This window comes from Ktedonobacteraceae bacterium (genome assembly GCA_035653615.1).
In the GTDB taxonomy this organism is placed as follows: Bacteria; Chloroflexota; Ktedonobacteria; order Ktedonobacterales; family Ktedonobacteraceae; genus DASRBN01.
The window spans coordinates 85,173-107,315 of sequence record DASRBN010000007.1 but is presented as its reverse complement, the minus strand read 5'-3'; the positions used below and the strand labels follow the sequence as shown (position 1 = coordinate 107,315).

The following is a 22,143-nucleotide window of genomic DNA, read 5'->3' as shown; positions in this document are numbered from 1 at the left end:
TTTGTCTCTGTTGTTTCTTCATGACTGGCGTTTGAGATAGTTGTGTGGTTAGATGAACAATGCTATACTTTTTTCTAAAACATCAAGGAAGAGGCTTCATGGAGCTTATGAAGACGGAAGTCCTAAAGATAAATCCCACTCATCCCGAAGCATCGATAATCGAGTATGCCGCTGCGCTGATACAGCAAGGTGAAGTGGTTGTGTTTCCTACTGAAACGGTGTACGGGCTGGGTGCGGATGCCTTTCAACCGGTGGCCCTGGAGCGAATTTTTGCGGCTAAAGGTCGTCCATTCAGCGATCCCCTGATTGTGCATATCGCAGGGGAAGATGCGCTTGGACTATTGACTGCTTCTATTCCTGAACGGGCGAGGCGCTTAGCACAGGCATTCTGGCCCGGGCCTCTTACGCTGATCCTTCCACGGGGGTCGCGAGTGCCCCGATTGGTTACAGCAGGGTTGGATACGGTCGCGGTGCGCATGCCGCGCCACCCTGTTGCGCAGGCACTTATTCGTGCGACCGGTTCACCTATTGCCGCGCCCAGCGCCAACCGTTTCATGCATGTCAGCCCCACAATGGCGCAGCACGCGTTTGCCGACCTGGATGGGCGCGTGCCTTTAATTCTGGATGGTGGTCCCAGTGAGGTGGGAGTGGAATCGACGGTGCTTGATCTTTGCTCTGAAGTACCCAGAATTTTACGTCCGGGCGGGGTCAGTCTGGAAGCCTTGCGAAGTGTTTTGCCGGAAGTTCAACCGCCGGTGCTACGCACTCCTGAGCAGGTGAATGAAGCAGAGGCGCAGGTAGCTCCCGGTCAGATGCTCATCCATTATGCTCCTGTTATCCCGTTACTGCTCTTTGATGGCGGGCTTGAGGCCATGCGCAATGCAATGCTGGATGAGTTGCGGCGCAGGCGTTCGTCTGGAGAACGAGTTGGAGTACTCATAGCCGATGAAGATGTGCCAGTTTTTGAGGACAGCGAAGCGGCTATTCGGACGCTGGGAAGCGCGAATGATCCGCGGCAGATAGCAACGGCATTGTTTGCGGGTTTGCGCGCATTGGAATCGGCGGGCGTAGATGTGATTCTTTGCCGTAGCTTTGATGAACATGGGCTGGGACTGGCCATACGTGACCGGTTGTTGAAGGCAGCGGGTGGCAAAGTAGTGCCGTGTGAAATACCTTGACGAGCTCTCTATCAACTAGTCAAGGATGTAAAAAACAATGCTTTTGCTTATGCCATGATAGATTCTGGACTTGTAACATTTTATGCACCTCTTCCAATTGGTTCTGTATATATCTTTGCCTTGTGAACAGCTATAAGTTATTGTGTTATTTGATGTTATCATTCGCGAATATTGACAATGAAATATGATCTATTGTATAGTAACATAAATTCCCGAAGGTCAATAGAGTTTTCTTAAAGCGATTTGATGGTTTGTGTTAAGTGTTTGAGGTGAATGGTGATTGATAACCCTCCTGATTTTAGCTATAGTAGGGGATTAGATCGGCGCTCTTTGCTGCTTGAAGCCGCCGAGCGGCTTGATGATCTCGAAAACCACCTGGGGCCCGGTGATAGTACAAAAGCTGAAAGTGTTGCAGCTCAGCAGATACGGGCATTTGCCGATGATGAGGCGGAGTTTGCCGATATCCCCACCATGTATAAGATTACTGAACAGTATTTTCTTCAATTGCCGGATAAGACGGTACCCTATAGCTTCAAACAACTTGCCGCGCGCAATGATTTCTACTGGTTGGATATTACGATCAACCTGCATCCGAAAACAAAGTGGGCTTTTAATCAGATAAGGGTTGACATCGAGTTTAATCCGTATGCTCCTAAAGATGGTACGCGCCCCAAGGCGTATCAAATTTTTCCAGACGAGCAGTTTGTCGAATATATGAAAGTTCATGCTCAGGCCCAGGTAGGACTTGATGCGAATTTGAACCTGGTTGCTCAGCTTCCCAGTATTCATATACCAGCAGCTACGGCACCTCTGCCTATCATCACTGATCTTTCGGCGGGAGTGGGTACAAAAAATAATCTTAGTCTCGGATTCGAAATTCCGCCTCATATTTTATCCCTTAAGGCCGATAAAATTACGCATGCTCCTCCCATGTTAGAAAAGGTATGGTGGGAACTGCATGGAAAGGAATTCTCGCGCGAACACCGGCCATTACTTTCTGTGATTGTTCAGGTACCGAAAGGCACCCGAGAATTCAAGATCAGAGGCGAGATGGATGTAGCGCGTTCTTTTAAATATGCGCCTGCCAATCTACGTGAGGCAATCGAGGATCTGCCGGCGAAATTCAGGGAACTGTTTCAAAAAGGTGCTCCTATTCATGTAAAAACCCCGGAAGATAGTCCATGGGATATGACACGCTTCTTGTAACTACGTAGAAGGAGTCCTGCATGCAAGAAGAGGATAATGTCCAACTGTTCAAAGTAACTGTTGGCATTGATAGAAAGATCACTACTCAGCACACATTGAATCGTGATATAGGTTTTCCAACCGCCTATTTGAAACCAGCTTCCGCTGTTCAATGGGACACAATTACCACACTTTCAAAGATATTTCGTGAAGGCCGGTTGCTTGAAGAGGATGAATTTCGTACCCTGGGCGCGAATTTATACGAATTCTTGCTAAACAATCCGGTTGGGGACCTGATTAATCGCATCATTTCAGAAAAATCCGGTTTTGACAAGCAAGAAGGTGCTATATTGCGTCTTGAGCTTGAGTTTGAAGAGGATGAGTATGGCATAAACAGCGATAAATTAGAATTTCTAAGCTGGCCCTGGGAATATCTTTATTGCTGGCAGCAGCAGATGTTTTTGTCTGAGGTCACACAATTAGTTCTTACCCGGCGCCTCTTTTTACGTAAGGGGGAGAACAAGCGTGACCTGTTGATCAAAGATAGGGACAAACCAAGGGTATTATTTGTTTGCGCAAGCCCCAAGGCAAGCCCTGATGAACCGCAACTCAGTAGAGTACAAAGTGCGATCCTTTTTGAAATGTTCAATGAAGAGCCTATCAGAAGTAAAATTGATTTATTAGAACCTCTCCTGATCGCCAATAATGAAGAAGATGTACAAAATGGGGTAGATAATGATAAACTCAGGCGCGGTTTTGCCACATGGCAAGCTTTTAAGACGCTTGTTGCTACCTATAGACCCAATATTATTCATTTTGTTGGCCATGGTCGTTTTGAGAAAGACAAGGGAGAAATAGCGTTTTTAACCGCTGATGAGTCTCATAGCGCTCATTGGATTAATCAAGAAGCCATAGCCAGAGAACTCAAGGGGATAAAGGAAGTGCGACTGGTATTTTTACAGGCCTGCGAAAGTGGCGTTGGTGGTAAAATAGCCAATCCCTACAGAGCTATTTCTGGTATTGCTAGCAGACTTGCAGCTGAAAATATCCCTGCTGTAGTGGCGATGCAATCAAAAATTTCAAACAAAGAAAGTAACCGCTTCGCAAAAGAGTTTTATACGGCACTGCTTGAATCAAGGGCGATAGAAGCAGCAGTATTACAAGGTAGAGAGAAACTGCTGCAAGATCTGGGAGACTGGTCTGTAAGCAAGGCATTCGGTTTGCCAGTGCTCTACTTACGCAGCAACGATAGCATTTTGCTGCCACCTAAGCAAAAGCAGCGTTCAACCCCAAACACTAATGAGGGTAGCCTTTCTGAGAATTCTAACCAATTTATCGGCACACCCGATTCCGGCTATTGCCCGCGATGCCATGCTTTTTATGAAGCAGGCGTGACGGGATGCGTTGAATGTGGGACGCCTTTCTTTTGTAGTAAGTGTAAAAGACCTATAATAACTACTCTTAAGAATGAGAAAGCTCGCTTCTGTCCATATTGTTTTCCCCCAACTCCTCTGGCATTACCCCCTCTTCCTGCAGATACAGTCTCGACAGATAGTTTTAGCAGAACGGGAAAAACAGGACCGCTATGAGAGAAAGCATACAGCAATTTTTATCCAATCGGCGAGAACATTCTTCCTATTCTCGTCAACTGCATAAAGAACTGGTGTTGCCAGGACGTTATGCTGAGCCGGCTTCGTTGCGCAACCTTTATTTCGATTGTGGAAGAGCTTTGTTAGATGCATTGCCGGCGCGAGCCGGAGAAGCTATCATCACTTTTAACCAGGCTTTGCAGGAAGATAAAGACTCTTCTACTATACCGGACTGGGAAGTTTATGTCTATCTGGCGGCAGCATATGAAAAAAATGAAGATATACAGGCTGCTTTCCATGCCTATCTCGAAGCTGCTTTACAGGAACCACAGCACGCTAATTTGTTACTGGAGCGGGCACACGGGCTGATTACCAGGAAAAGAGGGATTGTGCGTGCGGAAAGCGAATGGCTATTGCATGAATGGATAGCGATACGTACCAGTCCCGGACTTGACCAGAAGCAACTCAACAGTATAAATCAATTTATAGGACGGGTGCATTTGCATTTGCGTATGTATGATGCCGCTGTAGACGACTTTGAGCAAGCTCAGCGCGAAATGCCGGGTGATGTACGAGTGCTTGAGGGGCTTGGGCAGGCACTGTGGCGCAGTGGTAAAACTGAGCGCGCAGTGAATATTTTGCGCAAAGCCTATGAACTGGCAAGACAGGTAGAGCAATCTGATCGACTGATACCAACGAATGCCAAACTCGTACAGGCTCTTGCGGCCGCAGGTCAGTATAAAAATGCTTTATCTTACATGCCTGCTGATATCATGACGAATATGCCGTTTGCCTATGAATTTTTGATGGTCGGTGGCCTCTGTCATCTTGCGCTTGGCGAACCACAAGAAGCACTTATCGCTGCGAAGTCGGCAGCCGAAAGTCGTCCAACGGATTGCGAACCATATCTTCTCTGCGCCCAGGCTTATATTGCACTAGGAGAGCATGAACAGGCAGTGAGTGCAACAAATGAGGCATTGCAGCGCAATCCCTCAAACGGCGATATACTCTTTTACCAGGCGCAGGCACTGATCGAGGGCAACATCGATCTTGCTCAAGGGCTCAGGCTGCTAGAGACGTACCGAGAGGACGGCAAGGAAGAGACGCTCATAGAGCGTATTCAATCGGCTTCTTTTAGCGTGCGTGAAAATGATGCAAGAATGCATTACTTTCGCGCACAACTCTATTTTACATTCTCGCACGATTCTGAAATCACGTACTATCAACAGGCAGAACAGGAGATCAAACGCGCTTTCGAGTTACAATTCCTGATAGCAGCCAGTAAACTTGAGGCCCCTGCCCAGCAATTAAGAGGGGATATACTGGTTGCATCTGTACGTAATAAAGGCCTTGACCTTTCTCAACCTGAGGCAGAGCAGGCGGCCAGCCACTACTATGAAGCAGGCATACTTTTTTATAATCAGCAGTTGTATACTGAAGCTGAAGCTGGTCTGAAGAAGGCAATAGAGCTTAGGCCGGAGCATGCGCTATCCTACCTCTACTGCTGTGCGGCTCTTGCTTTTTCCGCCACAGAGGATTCACCACTGAGTTCTGAGGAAGAGAAAGTTCGAGAAGAAAAACTTAAACAGGCATGTCAACTTTGGGAAAATGGTGAAGTTCTTGGGTTTTCAACATCTTTCCTTTCCTGGGCCTATTTTATTTATGCCTTCTGCCTTTGGCAACAGGCATTTACCGTAGAGCGACGCACAGGAGAAACAGAACTATTCTGGAAATCGGCTTTTTACGTAGAACGTGCCGTGCTTCTGCAGCCAGACGAGGATACATACTTATCGCTTCTAAGCCTCTGCTATATGAGTCTTTCGAGGTCTACGAGTGCATTGGTAACAATGCCTCTGGTACCAGGTTCCGCAGAATTACTGTATTTGAAGGCGTTAATGCTTATATTTCTTGAGGACGAGCATGCCGGTGAGGCTTTTCAATCTATAGATGACCACAACAAAACTATTGATTTAAGATTAGCATATGCCTGGCTTCTCTATCTCAAGAAAGATTTTTCAGGGGCTATAGAGCAACTCGATCAATGCATAGCAATTGATGAAAATCACTTTAACGCTTGGATCTTACGTGGACGTATATACCGTCTATTAGGAGATGATGTACAAGCTCAAGCTAACTTTCAGCAAATCTGGAAGAAAACCACACCTGGACTGCCGCTTGATATCCCCGGCAATCTTATGAAACGTGCATACGCAGGATACGAACTCGGCTACTATACAGATGCAATTGATATATTACAGGTAGCTATTGAAAAGGCTTCCGCAAGTTATTTTGATATTTATTCTGCTTTAATGTTTTGCTACCTGAACTTAGAAAACATAGACGATGCAAAAAAAGCCTGCCTGGATGCTTTAAAGCAAATCCCTGCTCTAACATTACAGCTTCATTCTAACCTGCAGGATCTCAATGAGTTCGAACAATTCCATCTTCGCGAAAATGCGAAGACCTTATACACTCGTGAGGTCCTTGCTCTCTATCGGGATGAATTAGAGAAGAAGCTGCGGCAGGTGCGAGAGCAGGCGGAACGAGACAGCGGAGCCGTTCTGGAACTTGTACAGCCAATAGAGGAGAACCAGTTCGAAGCAGGAAGTATAGAATGGGTAAGTTCCCTTGCGGGTGCTGCTCGCCTCTCCCTACGCACTCAACAATTTGATAAGGCTATTGAATACTATTCTATGCTCGTTGAAGCCTATGATTCAAACGAACAACTGCTCATGCCAGAGGCCCGAATTGGCTTGGCACGAGCTTTTAAAGAGGTGGGAATCGAAAAAGCCTTCGAGGGACAGATCGAGGACGCAGTAGAGGCCCTGTATCACAGCCTCCAACTGTATAACGATGCTAAACAGGATAATATGGGACAGAAGATCATACAAGACGTGTATGCACGTATAACTACGCGGGAACATTACCTGGCAATCAGCGAAATCATACATTTACTGGCGAATGAGTCTGCTGTAGATACACAACGACGTCATGGCCTAAGCATTGCTCAATTAGAACTCAGCAAAAATAGCTATCTGGCAACGATGCATCCTTCTAGGAAGGAAAAGGACTTCGAGCAACTTACTCCACAATTTATTGCTGCCGGCTGTCTTACTATTGAATTAGGATTAGGCTTAATTGATGAACGGCTTCTGAATGAGCAGGTTATCAAAATTGATATACCTGAAATGAGAAAGCGTGTTCACCAAAACATGGGTGTACATGTTCCCGGCATCCAATTGCGTGACAACCTGTCTTTGCCTTACTATGGTTATCAGATACTCTTTTACAATACCCCTTTTGTGACGGAAACTATTGATGTCAACAACTCTTCGGATGGCATGCTCGAAGCATATCATGTAATCCTCTCTCAAATGGAAGAGCTTCTTCTGGCGAATCTTGATATTTTGCTGGGTACGCAAGAGGTGCAGTTTACTCTGGATGAGTGGAAGAAGGAGGGAGGTGAAGAATACCGCACGCTTATGAGTGAGGCATTGCCAGATGAACTTTCTGTCGCACGGCTGGCCCAGGTCTTGCGCAGATTAGTAAGGGAACGAATATCTGTTGCTGATTTAGGCACTATCCTCAAAGCCTTTAAAGATAAGAAGGGGCTTGAGGTTGATGAGATTGCCAGGTACATACGAGGTATCCTCGGGCAAGAAGTGCTAGATAAGCAGGTAAGTGCTAGCTAAGGAGGCCAAATGGAAGACGCAAATCAGAAAAATATGTTCAAGCTCTTTCTTCGGTACCTTGAAGAGCTTGGTATCTCAACTGAAAATAGAGACATGCTACAGAAGTTGTTTGGAAGATATCAGAAGTATCATTTCTCGGCAGAGGATTGCGCAGAACTTGCTTTTGCCCGCTTGCGAGCCGATTCTATTGAGATTATCAGTCCCGTAAAGTATCAACCCCTTTTCCTTATCGAAGAAAGCTCGGATAGTTTCAATTTTGAAGAGCAGTTCTCTGTTTCTTTGCCATGGTTAGCGAAGAGATTATTTGATGAACTGGGTGTGATTGCTCCAAAATTTGTCCTTTCACTATCTGAAGACGCCGATGTTTTTTCTGTCAAAATAAATGATTATATTATTCCGCTCTCCCTGGCAGATGAACCATCTTCTGATGTACTAAGGGAAATGATATACGATATTCTTGTTCGGCATGTAGCGCAATTGATTAGCATTGACGATATTGAGTATCATCTTGCGCGACTACGTGAAATCTACCCGGTACTGGTTCAGGCAGTTCTGGCGCGCTATACACGTGGAGATATCACTCGCATCCTACGAGATATGGCGCGAAAAGGCACTTCTATTCAGGATATCCGCTTTCCTCTAGAGCGTCTCCTGGATAGCTCTTTTGCTGCTGCGATCAAGTAACATAAATAAATTTTCTCCTTGATCCTCTCATCTAAAAATCTATCCCTGGCTTATCTCCGTATTGCTCGTCTCTCTACGCGGTCGTCTTCTGCGGCTGGCGGCCCTGCGTGCTTCACCTGCGGCCCGCAGGCGTGGCACAACCAGGAAAACGTAGAGCGCTGAAATGATAAAAATGATGATGGTGATAACGAGCGGCAATCCTGCCTGAATATTTGAGCCAATGCCGAGCGAGGCCAGTAGAGCGAGGATGCCAAAAATGAGAATGGTCAATATGGGGATGGTCCAGCCTCCGCGGATGCGGAACGCGCGTTCTGTGGAAGGCTGTCGTCTGCGCAATTGGATGACGCATAGCCCCGCGACGGTATAGATCATCGCTTCGAGTACCGCGCCTACTAGAATCAGAACCTGGAACTGTCCCGTGAAAAAGATGATAACCGCGATGGCGGCGGATGCGATGGTCAGGAAAATAACGCTTGCATATGGGACGGCGAACGTGATGCTGAGACGCGCAAAGAAAGTCGGCAAGGTATCTTCGCGCGCGGCTGCATACAGGAAGCGCGAGGCGGTCGCGAAGCCACCGTTGAAGGTCATAATGGCCGTTAAAAGGGTAGCCAGGAGCATCAGCCAGATGCCCAGTTGACCAAGCACCGCTTTGCCCAGCAACATTTGCGGAACAGGAGAGTTGTAAATGGCCGGGCTGTGGACGTTCAGGAAGCTGCTGGATGCGACAGTATAGAGCGCGTAAGAAATACCAAGTAGCGCAAGGGCGATGAACATGCCTCTTGGGATCAGGCGGATATCTGAGATTTCCTCCGATAACGGCGTAACCCATTCAAAAGCTGAAAATATGAAAACACCTACGGCGATGGCGTTGATGAGCGCGTCGGGATGGCCCAGCGCGTCGAAAGGGGCATGTAACTGAAAACCGTGCTGACCGAGGGCGATCAGGGAAATGATGATGGCAAATGCGAGCAGGCTGTAAGTAGTGATATCCTGCAACAAACCGGCAATGCGAATGCCCCTCAGGTTGGCTCCCATGGAGAGTCCAAGCAGGGCAAGTATCCAGATCAGCGAGGCCCAGTTCGGCAGCCCAAAGGCGTAAGTAATGGCGCTGCCGACAATGTAACTATCGGCGGCAATCACGGCAATGATGGTGAGCATATAACCAAAGGTGATGGTGAGCGAGAAATTGTCGTTGAAGGCCTCTCTCATGTACTGGCGAATCGCTGCTGCCGTGGGATAGAGCGCGTTCAGTTCGGAAAAACACAGCGCGGCCAGCACTGCCAGCAGACCAGCAATCACAATGGCGATCCAGCCCGAATCTCCTCCAACTAATGATGCCAGCTGCACGCAACCAAGCAGACTAATCGCGGCATATGCCAATCCGGTACTGGTAGAGACGACGGTGCGGAATTTGAGAACACGACGCAACGAGACGGGTTTACTCATGGAATGCCACCTTTCAATACAGTAGTCAGGGTAACTGAAGCGTACTGGAAAATGAAATGGTTGTCAATGGCCAGGAAGACTGACTGACGCAGCCTCTTGCAAAGAAATTCCGAACAAGATAGGATAGTGGCGTGCAAGGAGAGGCATCAACAATGAACTGAATAGGAGGGACAAAATGAATAATTGCTATGAATGTGTAACGTAACATATTTAGGAGGAGAGCATAGTTACCCATGAAAAAGTCAACGGTCGCGATACCCAATTTGCGCCTGAAGGAAGCGAGAGAACTACGTGGCTGGTCGCAGAAATATGTTGCTAATGAGATCGGCGCTGATTACTACTATCTGAGCCGTTGGGAGCATGGCACCGCCTCACCAAGTCCCTACTATCGCCAGAAACTGTGTGAGCTTTTTGGAAAGGATGCACGCGAGCTTGGCCTCATCCGTGACAAGGATACGAAGGTGCCGCAGAAGACGGGTGATGGGCTTCCGCCAGCCATCTCTGATGATCGAACTTCGCCTTCAATTGGTATTGCAATTCCGCTCTATGATCCAATGCTTCCACCTCCCACTGGAGATACGGCGAAACCAATTGGGCGAGACGGCGTCTTATCGCAGCTGCGAGAGCATCTATGCGAAGGCAAAGGAGAAGTACTGGCGGCCATCAATGGATTACCAGGCGTAGGTAAAACAACGCTAGCTATAGAATTAGCCCATGACGAGCAGGTGCTGGCTCGTTACAAAGATGGGGTATTATGGGCCGGCCTTGGTCCGACCCCCGATGTCTTTGCGACCCTTAATCACTGGGGAACGTTGCTTGGGATTCCTGCTCAGCAGGCCGCTAAGTTGAAAAGTATTGAAGATTGGTCGAGGACGCTGCGAGCGGTGATCGGCCAGCGACAGCTCTTGCTTGTGATCGATGACGCATGGCGCATTGAAGCTGCGCTCGCTTTCAAGGTGGGCGGTTCTCGATGTGCCTACCTCTTAACAACCCGTTTCCCCAATATCGCCTTGCACTTTGCTGCTGATAAGGGCGTATCTATAGTCTTGCAGGAATTGAGTACGGCCGATGGCTTCGCGTTGTTAGCTCGCCTGACCCCCGAGGTAGTGAAAAACGAACCGGATAGCGCGCGCAAGCTGGTGGAGGCTGTTGGAGGATTACCGCTCGCACTCACACTGATGGGCCGCTATCTGCGCGCTCAATCGCACAGCGGGCAACCACGCCGCATCCGTGCAGCTCTTGAAAGATTGCACATAGCTGAAGAGCGCTTGCGCCTCGTCGAGCCTATCTCTCCTCTTGAGCGTCCTCCTCATCTTGCTCCGGCTGCTCCCTTATCCTTACAAACAGTGCTCTCTGTCAGCGATCAGCAGTTGGAGGACGATGAAAAACAGGCCTTGCGGGCGCTCTCCGTCTTTCCTGCCAAGCCCAATAGCTTTTCAGAAGCAGCAGCCATCGCCGTAAGCGCCGCTCCCGTGGAGGTGCTTGACGCATTGAGCGATGCGGGCCTGCTTGAAGTTAGTGGCCCGGGTCGCTATACGCTGCACCAGATAGTTGCCGATTATGCCCGGACTTTTCTGGACGATAGAGACGCGTTCACCCGCATGGCAGACTATTTTGCGGAATTTGTTGAGCAAAATGCGAGACATTTTGATGCGCTGGATCAGGAAATGCCCAATATATTCGCCTCTTTAGACGCCGCGTATGCAACAGGTCAGGACAAAAACCTTGTGCGCTGCGTCAATGCTCTTTTCCATTTTCTTTTCACACGCGGTCTGCATGCTCAGGAAGCCGGAATATATATCGAACGCGCAGTAGAGGCTGCGCGCCATCTCAACGATGATGATGCTTTAGCTACTGCGCTACTTAATCAAGGGAAAGTCGCCTATAAGCAGGGGAATTATGCCAAAGCAGAGCAATGCTTACAGGAGGCACGAGCAATAGCGAGCAAGGGGAGTGATGCCAGACTGCTCAGCGAAATCTTGATGGTGCTGGGAGTACTGTATCGCTTTCGCGTATCATATGAACTGGCGGAGACATACCTACGGGAAAGCCTGGACTTAGCGCGCCAGACCGGAGATTCGAAGTTGCTCAGTGACGTGTTGGGAAATCTGGGCTGTGTCCTGAGTGACAAGGGACACTATGCTGATGCCGAGACCTATAACCTGGAGGGATTGACCATCGTGCGCGCTCTTGACGATCGTGGCGGGATGGCGCAGTTACTAATCAATTTGAATGCTATTGCGGTACTGAGAGGGGATTATGAGGCGGCGGAAAGGTATGGCCAGCAAGCCCTTGCTCTAGCGCGTGAGATTGGATTTCTTGATGCTATGAGCGCCATATTAACCAATCTTGGCGGGGTAGCACTGGAGCGAGGAGAGTATGACAATGCCGAATCGTATATCGTCGAGGCGCTTGATGTAGCCCGGCGTATCGATGATATACGATTCGTAGGCACCAATGTTGGCTCCCTGGGAAGTCTGGCTCTGAAGCAGGGACATTATGAGCAGGCTGAGCAATACCTGCGGGAATCATTGGAAATAGCACATAAGATCGGCGATATCTGGATGCTTGGTATGATGTTGAACGAATATGGTGAACTGCAACTCAAACAAGGCCGGATCAATGACGCATATGCAGCATTTGAAGAGGCAAGCAATGTTGCTGCCGGCGGGAGCAAGGAAGTGGTGGCATTAACATTATTCGGGCTGGCACGTGTGAGTGCCGCCCGGGGAAACATGCAAGAAGCGCAACGACTGGCCGCAGAAAGCCTGCAAATGTTTGAGGCTATGGGAAACCGGATAAAAGAGCAGGTGAAAGCCTGGTTGTCCTCCTTATCAGAACCACGGAATGCCTGATAGTATATGCCGCCATTGGATGACTATGATAGCCCACAACATAGTTTCTTCCTTTCAATACTAGACTGGTAGGGAAATGCCTATTTCCCGGCAAGGAGCATGCCGGCTCCCTTGCTTATCCATTCTTGTATTGTCCCTATCCTCTGCATGGATTATATCAATAACTACACCTGGAGAAACCTTATAGCGGGGATTTCTACTATCACATACGTAACAATCTCATCACTGGATCAATAGTGACCCTGGCTTTTGCAATTGTTCAGCCTATGAAAATTTCATAATCGGCAACAAATTTCTGGTTGACTGAACGTTTACATGCCGGAGGTTTTATTATGGCAACAGAATCAAAAATGAAGGACGCTCAGGATCACTCACAATCGAATCAAGCGCGTATCTCGCGCCGGACTCTGCTAGCCGCGTTAGGCGGATTAGTCATCACCGGGGGCGTAGTTGGCGGCTTCCTGTATTATCCCAAACCCCTGATCTATACTGGCCACAGTGACCGCGTAAATGCCCTGGCATGGTCGCCGGATGGGAAAAAGATTGCTTCTGTTTCCGATGATGGCACCATGCAGGTATGGAACGCTTTCACAGGGGAGCGTATCTTTACTTACCGGAATCCAGTTCGTGACTCAATCTATGAAGAAAATTCTGCAACTTTAGACGTGGTAGCATGGTCGCCTGATGGCCGTTTGATAGCGGTAGGGTCGCAAGAGGATACGGCTGTTCGGATAGTGAATGCCGGAACAGGGAGGGATGCATTTCTATGTCATGCTACCTCTTATTTACGTGCAGTGGCCTGGTCTCCGAATGGAAAATACATTGCAGCCGGAGAAGTTGTGGACGATAATCATCAGGGTCATGAAGTGGAAGTGTTTGATGCGGCAGATGGGAGGCTCATTTTTGCCTATAAGGGTCATTCCATTGACGTGCAAGCAGTTGCATGGTCTCCCGACAGTACGCGTGTAGTCTCCGGTTCTGGAGATGAGACCACTCAGGCATGGGATGCGACGACAGGAGCGAATGTTGTGGTTTATCATCACGTTTTCGTTCCCAGTAAATATGATCCTCGTGGTGAATATGATGAGCCCTGGTGTGTAGCATGGTCACCAGATGGCAAATACATAGCTTCTGGCTATTTTAATACCGGTTCTGTACAAATCTGGAATGCCAGCACAGGAAAACTTTTGCTCAACTTTCAAGGGTCTGAGGAGCCAATTTTTACGGTAGACTGGTCTCCGGATGGGAAGCTGATTGTCTCGGCAGGAGCCGGGTTCGTACCAAAAGTCTGGGATGCTATGACAGGTAGAGTTATCTATACGTATGAAGGTCATACATACCCGGATGGCTATTATACCGTCCGGAGCGCGAAATGGTCGCCGGATGGAAAATTCATTGCCAGTGCGAGCGCTGATAAAACTGTACAGGTATGGCAATTGCCGTAGGGGGAGAGAATGCAATGAATCTCATTAAACTGGTTACTTTCCTGCTCTGGTTCGTGCTGATCGTGTATATCATTCTGGGCGGCACCGCCCTGGGCATGGCTACCTGGGAGCTCTTTCCTCCTAAAGAGCAGGGAGCGCAATATCGTCTTTTCATTCACAAAGCAATTGGCCCCACCTGGGAGGCAAGCCATCTGCTGCTCATTTACCTGCCATTTGGCCTGTTTCTGGCGTATCCATTTGTCTATTCAGTGCTATCAACAGTGTTCCTGGTACCAGCTATTCTCATCCTTGTTGCAATAGTCTTGCGCGTTATAGCTCTGATTCTCCTTTCAATTAACGCAATGTTGAGTCGGCTGTTGCGTTTGGTCAGTTTGCTGGCCCTTTTTCTGCTGGGAACAATAGCCGGAGTTATAGCGAGTGGGCAGATTATTTTCCAGCAAGATCAGCTCGTTCCTGTAAATCTATGGAACAGCTATGTGATTCCATTTGCGGTCGTGATGGGAGCTTTTGTAGTCGCGTTGTGTAGTTTACAGGCATGTCTGTATCTATTGGTAAGGGCTGAGGAGGCGGAGAATGATACACTGATAGCAGCGCTTCGCTCGCGTTCACTGATTGCTGTTGCTGTCACAACCATTCTCGCGCTAGTTGGGCTGATTCTGGCTCGCGCAGATGTCCCGATATTATGGCATGGCATGATCAAACAGGGCATCTTTCTACTGGTAGTGACAACATTTTTCTGGCTCTGGATGGTGTGGTCGCTCTTCCAGGAGGCATATCATCGCGCGCGCAATCTCATGATTATCGAAACCGCCCTACTACTGCTCTGGTGGGGCGCCTCACAAACACCATACCTGATTCCCCCTCATATCACAATCGATTATGCCACGGTAGGGCCGTACAATGTACTCATAGCTCTACTCATCGGCTCGATAATAGGCCTTGTATGCTTGTTTTTAGCGATCCGCTACCATTCGCACATTTTTAAAAGTAGGGGTTCAGAGCCTTCGATGTGAATAGAAATTTTAAACTGCTGCCGGGTATCTAGCTGCTAAAAAGCACTGATAGATCGTAAGGTCGTGTGCCGTCAATCACCAGGTCTGCCTTTTGTTCTGGGTGCTCACGCTCGATATACTCATCCTCGTGTGCCATCCATTCCTCCCATTGTGGACGAGCAGCTTCCCCATCACGTTGTAGACCGCGCTGTAGCCGCTCCTGGCGTGGCGTTTCAATCCAGATGGAGAATGTGAGGTATGGCCGAAAAGCCTCTCTTGACGAAGAGACTCCCTCAAGGAGAAGATACCCGGCGGGCTGTATTTCGTGCCACTCTGCCAGGCGTTTTGTGACCCAATCATAGCGTTGGTAGCGCGCTGTTTCATTGTGAGAGAGTGGCTCAAGTACTTGCCTGAGCAAGCGGGGCCACCAGTTGAGCGGATTCTCCCAACTGGCAAAATCATCGGTGTGAAGAATAGGTGCATTGCCTAATTGCTGTGATAACTGCTCGGCAAACGAGCTTTTCCCCGCGCCGCCTGGACCATCAATGGCGATAATCCTGGTGGTCATCCCATTCGGAGCCTGTGCAGTCTGGATTGTCTGGATGATGCTTCTCTGATTATTCATATGCTTCCTCTGTTTCGGTGGATTTTCTTACATTCGCCTCAAATTCGTGCGGATTTGATCCTATTCACTATGCAAAAGATACAATTGAAAGATATCTTGCGTAGAGTTGCAAGTGCAAGGTATTAGATTGGTAGAATGTTTTTTGTCTTGGTAACGCCGTTACCAAATCACAATAGCGTTGCTCAACAAATGTTAAAGAGGAGAAATTACTTCTATGTACGCTTATCAAGGTAAGACGGCTCTCATTACGGGGGCATCTTCGGGTATTGGCACGGCATTCGCGCGTATATTGGCGGCGAAAGGTATGCATGTCATTCTTGTGGCACGCAGCGAAGACAAGTTGCGCGAACTGGCAAACGAGATTATGGGACAGTTTGGAGTTCGCGCAGAGGTAATTGCTATCGACCTGGGACGTGAAGGTGCCGCGCAGGATGTATATGAGGAGGTACAGCGCAGAGGATTGAATGTTGATCTGCTCATCAATAATGCCGGTTTCGCCACGCATGGTCGTTTCGAGACGCTAGATGCGACGCGCGACCATGACGAAATCATGCTGAACGTTATCGCTCTCGTTGATCTGACACATGTATTCGTTCCATCGATGGTGTCACTTAGAGAAGGAGCGATTATCAATGTTGCCTCGACCGCGGCATTCCAACCACTCCCTTATATGGCTGTCTACGGGGCAACAAAGGCTTTTGTAGTCTCATTCTCTGTGGCTCTGGCCCAGGAGTATCGCCGGCGTGGGATTCGCGTGATCGTACTCTGCCCTGGAGCAACGGCAACTAATTTCTTCAATGTTGTGGGGACAGAGGATGCAGCGGTCGGACGGAAGCGTACACCGCAGCAGGTGGTAACAACAGCCCTACGAGCCCTGGAGCGCGGTCGGAGTATTGCAGTTGATGGACGTATGAATGCTCTACTTGCTGCGCTTGCACGCCTGGTCCCAATGTCCTTTTCGGCACGGATGGCTGCATTAACAATGAGACCGGGGAGAAGTGGAACGCGCAATAAGCGCAGTAAGGCCGCTGTATAAGGTTCCGGCAAATTGTTAGCCGCAGAACTCTTTTGCTACGGCGGTCAAAATCTGGGCGCACTTTGCTACTTGCTCAAGATCTGACCATTCGATTACGGCATGCGCACCCTCTCCACCTGGACCAAAGATCACAGTTGGTATACCGGCAGTCGAGAGGATGGCCGAATCCATCCAGGCAAACTGTCCGATTATCTCAGGCTCTTCGCCGAGTTGAGCGGCTGCGTGACGGCGGAGAGTCTGGACGATAAGTTCATCTTCCGAGACTTCGAACGCATCTCGTGCAAGCAATGTCTTGACGGCGGCTTTGAAGTTGGGATCGGTTGCCGCTATTCGTTCAAAAATTTCAGGTAGCTCAGACTCGACCTGCTGCTTCGTTTCGCCGGGTATAGTGCGCCGCTCCACGCCTAAGACGCAGCTTTTGGGATAGCTTGAGAGTTCCTGCCCTCCGTGAATCAGGGAAGCATGTACGGAGCCGCTTTTTAGAAGACGATGAGAAGGAGCGGAACGGAGCCTCTGATCAAGTTCTTCCAGCCCGGCGAGAACTTTGCCCATTTTGGCGATGGCATCGACGCCTATTTCGGGCAGGGAGCCATGGGCCGCCACGCCTGATGTTTCTACCTCGAACCAGATGAAGCCCTTGTGGGCAACGCAAATATTTAAATCGGTAGGTTCCGTCACGATAGCGGCGTCCGCGTGCCAGCGTTTGACGATGGAACCGGTGCCGATGCTCGCATATTCCTCGTCCGCGACAGCTGTAATGATAACATCGCCACGAAGTTGCAGTTGTTTTGCGGCGGCACCGGTGGCCATGATAGCAGCAAGCCCGCCTTTCATATCATAGGCTCCACGCCCATAGAGCCGGTTGTCCTGTATATATGGATCGTGAGGCCGCTCCATACCGGCAACTCCAACGGTATCCATATGGGCATTGAGCATAAGTGAACGTCCGCCGCCCGTACCACGAGCGATGCCGATGACGTTGGGGCGTCCCGGCGCAGGTTCGTCCCAATGAACTTCCAGACCTGCCTCCTGTAGCCAGTCGGCTATGAAACGGGCAATTTTTTCCTCGCCTGCTCCTCCAGGCACGAGGTCGGGATTGATGGAGTCGATAGCGACGAGTTGACGTAAAAGTTTGACGATTTCACTCATAATTACGAATCCTTTTTGTTTTCAGGGAACAGATGACGCACCTTCAACGCGATTTGCAAAGACAGGCGCAATTCAGGGTCTTCCAGAGATCTTCCCAATAATTCTTCGATGCGTCCCAGCCTGTAGAGCAGGGAATTTCTATGCAGGTGCATGGTACGAGCCGTCTCGCTGAGATTGCCGTTGCAGCGAAAGAATCCTTCGAGGGTTTCAATCAACGCTCCATTGCTGCGATTATCGGAATCAAGCAATGGGCCTAATGTTTCATGGTAAAAATCGGTGAGTTCCTTCTGACCATGGAGATGGAACAGGAGACGATAGATGCCTAGACGAGCGAATGAATGCAAGTTGCCCTCGCCGAAGAGCCTCTGTCCGATCTCCAGAGCTTGCCGCGCCTCACGATAGGATTGGGGGATATCAGGCAGACTTCTGGCGAGATGGCCGATGCCCGCCGAATACGCCGGCAGGCTGCCATTGCTTCCCATGTTCTGCTGCACTCGCGCCTGTACCCGCTCCAGGCGTTTGAAGATGATTTGCTCGCAGTCGCGTAGTGCTTCCGGGTTATTGCCATTGGGCTGGTAGGGCAGTAGAGCTGTAACGCGGCGCTGCTCCGCGAGTATCCAGCAAGATGGCCACACCCGCAACAGCTCATCACGAATCCTTCTATGCCATTGCGAGAAGCTATCGACGGGATATTCTGGTTCGGCAGGAGCAACTTCGAAGATGACGACGACCTGGGGGACGGCGAGGTCGTGGCCAAGTAAACGGGCGCGCGCTAACATTTCGTCAGCTTGCTGGTAATTGCCCTGCAAAACATCCATGAACGCCTCGGCTTGATAGCGTGTTTCGACCTCGCTGCGCTCGCGTTCGTGCGCGAATTCCAGTGCCAGGATGGGCACGACCTGCCCCAGGATGAGGCGCTCAAGGTGGTCGAAATCGCTATCCCCGCCGATGAGTGAGAGGTAGCCTACTGTTTCATGGCGGATCTGAATTGGGACCGTGATGCGCGTTAAGTTGGCCTGCCGCAAATTTTCGTCCGACAATTCTGCCGGCAGCGCCTGGCTATGCTCCTCTGAGGGTGGTATCTGATAGAGAATATGCTGCTCCGCGTCTCGCAAAACGACCCATTTTTCGCAACTGCGTGCGAGTTGTTCGCACAGGCCCTTGATACCTGTACCCTGAATGCTCAATTGCATGAGCCGGTGCGAGATTTCAGTCGCTCTACGTTCGATTTCACCCCGGAAACCAACGACAAAAGTGATGACTTCGCGTTCGATCTCTTCCAGGGGAGCCGATAGAGGAAGGAGGATTAAAGGCAAATGTAGCTGGTTTGCAAGGGTGAGGGATTCTTGTCCGAGAGCTTCGATGGATGGAGCAGCGACGGCAATAGCGGTAATCCCCTCCTGATGCAGGCTTTGCAGTACATGTGGTAGGGTTTCATCATGACGACGTAATAGTGAGAGTGCCAGCAGAGCGAGTTCCCCTCCACGCACGCTTTCAAATGCTGGAAGGCGTGCTCGCATACGAGTGGCCCATACGACCTTGCGTTCCAATCCTCCCGCTCCTGCAACCAGTTGCGCATCTTGTGCGACCAGGAGAGTAAGAATGTTACGGACAGAGGCCGAAGATGTGGGGGAAGGCGAACTGCTCATTGCTCCATACACAAATAGGAAGCGCGGCGATTATCGCCGCGCTGGAGATGTGGCAGCAGTGCCGCTGGCTTTTTGCGCTTTGCGCTTCTCTTCGTACTTCTTAGCTTTGATACGATGTTTGCGCCAGGCTACTCTTTTGGTTTTGTTCATCCTGTTTTTCCCTTCTTTTGTTATTCTTCACCCTCTACGCTGCCTTCGAAATCAATCTCGGTCATTTCTTCGGCTTCGTCGGTGCCGTCGTAGTATTCATCATCATTGGCGATATCTTCGTCATCCTCGCGATCATAGCGCAGCATGCTGTCCTTGATGTATGCCCGGATCGTGTCGCCACCGCCCTGAGACGGGAAGCTAACTTTGCCGAACATGCTGGGATGCTGGTACTCCTCGCGTATGATCAAACGCACCTTGCCATTATCCATATTAAGAATCGCGGCGGCGTAGCGATTGCCACCCTCCATAAAGTTGATCAGGCGGTTAGAAAGACGCGGCTCTATCTGACCTATGTCCTCTCCGGCGGCGTTCTGCACAAATATCGTGTGCCCATTGACATGCAAATTTACCCGGTCGCCCACGCCCACCGTTGCGAGGACAGAAGTGGGAGCAAGGTTGATCAACTCCGTCATGCCGGTTTTGCCGGTCTCTTCAATGAAGAGCCGTGGATCGATGCGCTCGACCCCTGTATGAATCTGCACAGGAGTTTCTCCAAGCATTGAGAGCCGGTCCAGATTCTTTTTAGCAATGGTATTGTTTGGGCTAAATTTCAAGGTCTGGGAATAAGCTTGCCGGGCCTCGGTATACTGTCCCAGTTCGCTGTAGGCTTTACCCAGACGGTTGTAGGCTTCAGGATCGTTAGGAAAGAGATTCAAGATATTCCTGTTCGTAACGACTGCATCTTCCCATTGACTCGCCAGCGCCTGTTGAATGGCCATTTCCGTCCATTGTTTTTTCAAGCGTGCTTTCTCTTCAGCCGATTGTGTTTGTTGTGTCATCGACGCCTCCTCCATCCATAGCAGGGATGTACTCGTTTATAATTTGCCTATTATACAGCAACTACGCAACAGTGCAAGTTATTCCATGTCTATGCGACTGCACATCCCTGCAAAGACCACGCTGTTGCTCGTTCTATGCGTACCTGCACAAGATCGCCGGGCTGAATAACACGCGGCGCCTGGCTCCAATCAGCTGGTGGTGCTCCATCTTCGAAAGTCTCCTCGCCGGGCTGCGGGAAAAAGACCAGTTTGTTCGTGCGATTGCGCCCTTTCCATTGCATGCGACCATGCGAATAGTTCGTGTCCTCGACCAGTACTTCCTCGATCTTGCCGATATGCGGGCGGTTCAAGTCGAGCGCGATGGATGCCTGTAGCTCCTCCACGGCATGCAAGCGACGTTTCTTTTCTGCTAATGGCACATCATCTTCCCAGCGCGCAGCTACGGTTCCAGGACGTACCGAGTATGCCGCGACATGTACAACGTCGAAACGGATTTCTTCAAGCAAATCGAGCGTGTGCTGGAACTCCTCCTCAGTTTCTCCACAGAAGCCCACGATGATATCGGTGGAAAGCGATACACCCGGCCACAGTGCGCGTAGCCTTTGAATGCGGTCGCGGTACTCATCGATGGTATAGCCACGTTTCATGCGCTTGAGTACGGCATCATCTCCGGCCTGTACAGGAATATTGACGTGCTCGCAGACTTTTGGTAACGCTGCCATACGCTCGATCATGCTATCGTTCATGTGGCGCGGGTATGAAGTCATGAAACGAATACGCTCCAGGCCGTCGATCTCGCTAAGGTGGCTCATCAGTACGGCAAGGTCGGGCTTATCCGGCAAATCCAATCCATAGGCTTCAACAGTCTGTCCAAGCAGCGTCAATTCCTTCGCGCCCCTGGCGACCAGCGAGCGCGCCTCGGTAACCAGCTCCTCCACGGGACGGCTGCGCTCGCGACCACGGCGATAGGGCACGATGCAGTAGGTGCAGACCTTGTTGCAGCCTAGAATCACGGGCAACCAGGCGGTTGGACTCGCTTTTGCCGGTTCGATTTTGGTAGGATAATGGGCCGTGCGCTCGCCCGGCTTCGGCGTGATTGCCATCGGTAGCACTGTGCGCTTGCCAATGGTACTGGTTGAGGTGGCAAATGTCGGCAGGAGGCGCTCAATAGGCTCGACCGGAATATCCTCATCGGGAGGCGCATATTCTATGTCGAGACAGCCCGCGCCTGAGATAGGCGTCCAGCGCTCCTCCAGGAAACGTGGCAGAATATCAGCTTGCTCAACCTTCATGAAGAGGTCGATATGTGGGTAGCGCCTGCTCAATTCGTCGATGGTCTTCTGGTTACCGATCATGCAGCCCATGAGAGCGACGAGCAAGTCACTGCGTTTGGCCTTGGCATGCTTGAGTTGCGCCAGCTGGTTATGCGCCTTCTCTTCCGGCGCCTTACGAACGCTGCACGTATTGAGAATGACGAGGTTGGCCTGATCCATACTGGTCTCTTCCCACCCCATTTCATCGAGCATCGTCTGTATGCGCTGGGAATCGGCCTGATTCATCTGGCACCCCACGGTCCAGATATGATATTTCCCGCGTGCGATATTCGTCGTCGTAGTCATCCTTTTG

Annotated in this window: 15 protein-coding genes; 9 read left to right on the top strand and 6 right to left on the bottom strand. The window is 50.0% G+C overall.

Translation table 11 applies throughout. The features are described from left to right. The first annotated feature begins 98 nt into the window (after nucleotides 1-98). From VFA09_04650 to VFA09_04630, 5 genes are all read left to right on the top strand, one after another. Complete coding sequence (locus VFA09_04650) at nucleotides 99-1,178, top strand: L-threonylcarbamoyladenylate synthase (protein HZU66548.1); 1,080 nt, start codon at nucleotides 99-101, stop codon at nucleotides 1,176-1,178. A 273-nt stretch (nucleotides 1,179-1,451) separates the two neighbouring features. Beyond that, nucleotides 1,452-2,384 carry a hypothetical protein gene (locus tag VFA09_04645; protein HZU66547.1) on the top strand — a complete coding sequence of 311 codons (933 nt, stop codon included), beginning with the start codon at nucleotides 1,452-1,454 and terminating at the stop codon, nucleotides 2,382-2,384. Between the two features lie 20 nt (nucleotides 2,385-2,404). Continuing rightward, a complete protein-coding gene (locus VFA09_04640; protein ID HZU66546.1) occupies nucleotides 2,405-3,952 on the top strand; it encodes a CHAT domain-containing protein in 1,548 nt (515 codons plus the stop codon). After that, complete coding sequence (locus tag VFA09_04635) at nucleotides 3,949-7,644, top strand: FHIPEP family type III secretion protein (protein HZU66545.1); 3,696 nt, start codon at nucleotides 3,949-3,951, stop codon at nucleotides 7,642-7,644. Before VFA09_04640 ends, VFA09_04635 begins: the two co-directional genes overlap by 4 nt. Nucleotides 7,645-7,653: 9 nt before the next feature. Beyond that, the gene (locus tag VFA09_04630; GenBank protein ID HZU66544.1) at nucleotides 7,654-8,328 is read left to right on the top strand and encodes a hypothetical protein; all 675 of its coding nucleotides are present in this window, start codon (nucleotides 7,654-7,656) and stop codon (nucleotides 8,326-8,328) included. A gap of 39 nt (nucleotides 8,329-8,367) precedes the next feature. On the opposite strand, the gene VFA09_04625 is transcribed toward VFA09_04630, so the two are convergent. Continuing rightward, entirely contained in the window at nucleotides 8,368-9,777 is a 1,410-nt protein-coding gene (locus VFA09_04625) for an APC family permease (GenBank protein ID HZU66543.1), read from the bottom strand. Nucleotides 9,778-10,010: 233 nt separating this feature from the next. On the opposite strand from VFA09_04625, the gene VFA09_04620 reads away from it, so the two are divergent. From VFA09_04620 to VFA09_04610, 3 genes are all read left to right on the top strand, one after another. Continuing rightward, entirely contained in the window at nucleotides 10,011-12,632 is a 2,622-nt protein-coding gene (locus tag VFA09_04620; GenBank protein ID HZU66542.1) for a tetratricopeptide repeat protein, read from the top strand. Nucleotides 12,633-12,964: 332 nt separating this feature from the next. Beyond that, entirely contained in the window at nucleotides 12,965-14,077 is a 1,113-nt protein-coding gene (locus VFA09_04615; GenBank protein HZU66541.1) for a WD40 repeat domain-containing protein, read from the top strand. A 14-nt stretch (nucleotides 14,078-14,091) separates the two neighbouring features. Next, nucleotides 14,092-15,090 (top strand): cytochrome d ubiquinol oxidase subunit II, encoded by a 999-nt coding sequence (locus VFA09_04610; protein ID HZU66540.1) that lies wholly within the window; start codon nucleotides 14,092-14,094, stop codon nucleotides 15,088-15,090. 28 nt (nucleotides 15,091-15,118) lie between these two features. On the opposite strand, the gene VFA09_04605 is transcribed toward VFA09_04610, so the two are convergent. Further along, a complete protein-coding gene (locus VFA09_04605) occupies nucleotides 15,119-15,694 on the bottom strand; it encodes an AAA family ATPase (protein ID HZU66539.1) in 576 nt (191 codons plus the stop codon). Between the two features lie 214 nt (nucleotides 15,695-15,908). Between VFA09_04605 and VFA09_04600 the strand changes: the two genes are divergently transcribed. Beyond that, nucleotides 15,909-16,730, top strand: coding sequence for an SDR family oxidoreductase (locus tag VFA09_04600; protein ID HZU66538.1), 822 nt, complete (start codon nucleotides 15,909-15,911; stop codon nucleotides 16,728-16,730). 15 nt (nucleotides 16,731-16,745) lie between these two features. Here VFA09_04600 and VFA09_04595 read toward each other — a convergent pair whose 3' ends face one another. From VFA09_04595 to VFA09_04580, 4 genes are all read right to left on the bottom strand, one after another. After that, complete coding sequence (locus tag VFA09_04595) at nucleotides 16,746-17,879, bottom strand: ArgE/DapE family deacylase (GenBank protein ID HZU66537.1); 1,134 nt, start codon at nucleotides 17,877-17,879, stop codon at nucleotides 16,746-16,748. A 2-nt stretch (nucleotides 17,880-17,881) separates the two neighbouring features. Beyond that, nucleotides 17,882-19,528 carry a helix-turn-helix domain-containing protein gene (locus VFA09_04590; GenBank protein ID HZU66536.1) on the bottom strand — a complete coding sequence of 549 codons (1,647 nt, stop codon included), beginning with the start codon at nucleotides 19,526-19,528 and terminating at the stop codon, nucleotides 17,882-17,884. Nucleotides 19,529-19,698: 170 nt separating this feature from the next. Further along, complete coding sequence (locus VFA09_04585) at nucleotides 19,699-20,517, bottom strand: tetratricopeptide repeat protein (protein ID HZU66535.1); 819 nt, start codon at nucleotides 20,515-20,517, stop codon at nucleotides 19,699-19,701. Nucleotides 20,518-20,606: 89 nt separating this feature from the next. After that, nucleotides 20,607-22,136 carry a MiaB/RimO family radical SAM methylthiotransferase gene (locus VFA09_04580; protein ID HZU66534.1) on the bottom strand — a complete coding sequence of 510 codons (1,530 nt, stop codon included), beginning with the start codon at nucleotides 22,134-22,136 and terminating at the stop codon, nucleotides 20,607-20,609. Nucleotides 22,137-22,143: the final 7 nt, after the last annotated feature.

Bases quoted from the DNA above. Each gene is read 5' to 3' on its own strand.
- VFA09_04615 (HZU66541.1), top strand. From the start codon at position 12,965: ATGGCAACAGAATCAAAAATGAAGGACGCTCAGGATCACTCACAATCG.
- VFA09_04635 (HZU66545.1), top strand. From the start codon at position 3,949: ATGAGAGAAAGCATACAGCAATTTTTATCCAATCGGCGAGAACATTCT.
- VFA09_04640 (HZU66546.1), top strand. From the start codon at position 2,405: ATGCAAGAAGAGGATAATGTCCAACTGTTCAAAGTAACTGTTGGCATT.
- VFA09_04610 (HZU66540.1), top strand. From the start codon at position 14,092: ATGAATCTCATTAAACTGGTTACTTTCCTGCTCTGGTTCGTGCTGATC.
- VFA09_04585 (HZU66535.1), bottom strand. From the start codon at position 20,517: ATGACACAACAAACACAATCGGCTGAAGAGAAAGCACGCTTGAAAAAA.
- VFA09_04595 (HZU66537.1), bottom strand. From the start codon at position 17,879: ATGAGTGAAATCGTCAAACTTTTACGTCAACTCGTCGCTATCGACTCC.
- VFA09_04600 (HZU66538.1), top strand. From the start codon at position 15,909: ATGTACGCTTATCAAGGTAAGACGGCTCTCATTACGGGGGCATCTTCG.
- VFA09_04650 (HZU66548.1), top strand. From the start codon at position 99: ATGGAGCTTATGAAGACGGAAGTCCTAAAGATAAATCCCACTCATCCC.
- VFA09_04590 (HZU66536.1), bottom strand. From the start codon at position 19,528: ATGAGCAGTTCGCCTTCCCCCACATCTTCGGCCTCTGTCCGTAACATT.
- VFA09_04645 (HZU66547.1), top strand. From the start codon at position 1,452: ATGGTGATTGATAACCCTCCTGATTTTAGCTATAGTAGGGGATTAGAT.
- VFA09_04630 (HZU66544.1), top strand. From the start codon at position 7,654: ATGGAAGACGCAAATCAGAAAAATATGTTCAAGCTCTTTCTTCGGTAC.
- VFA09_04620 (HZU66542.1), top strand. From the start codon at position 10,011: ATGAAAAAGTCAACGGTCGCGATACCCAATTTGCGCCTGAAGGAAGCG.
- VFA09_04580 (HZU66534.1), bottom strand. From the start codon at position 22,136: ATGACTACGACGACGAATATCGCACGCGGGAAATATCATATCTGGACC.
- VFA09_04605 (HZU66539.1), bottom strand. From the start codon at position 15,694: ATGAATAATCAGAGAAGCATCATCCAGACAATCCAGACTGCACAGGCT.
- VFA09_04625 (HZU66543.1), bottom strand. From the start codon at position 9,777: ATGAGTAAACCCGTCTCGTTGCGTCGTGTTCTCAAATTCCGCACCGTC.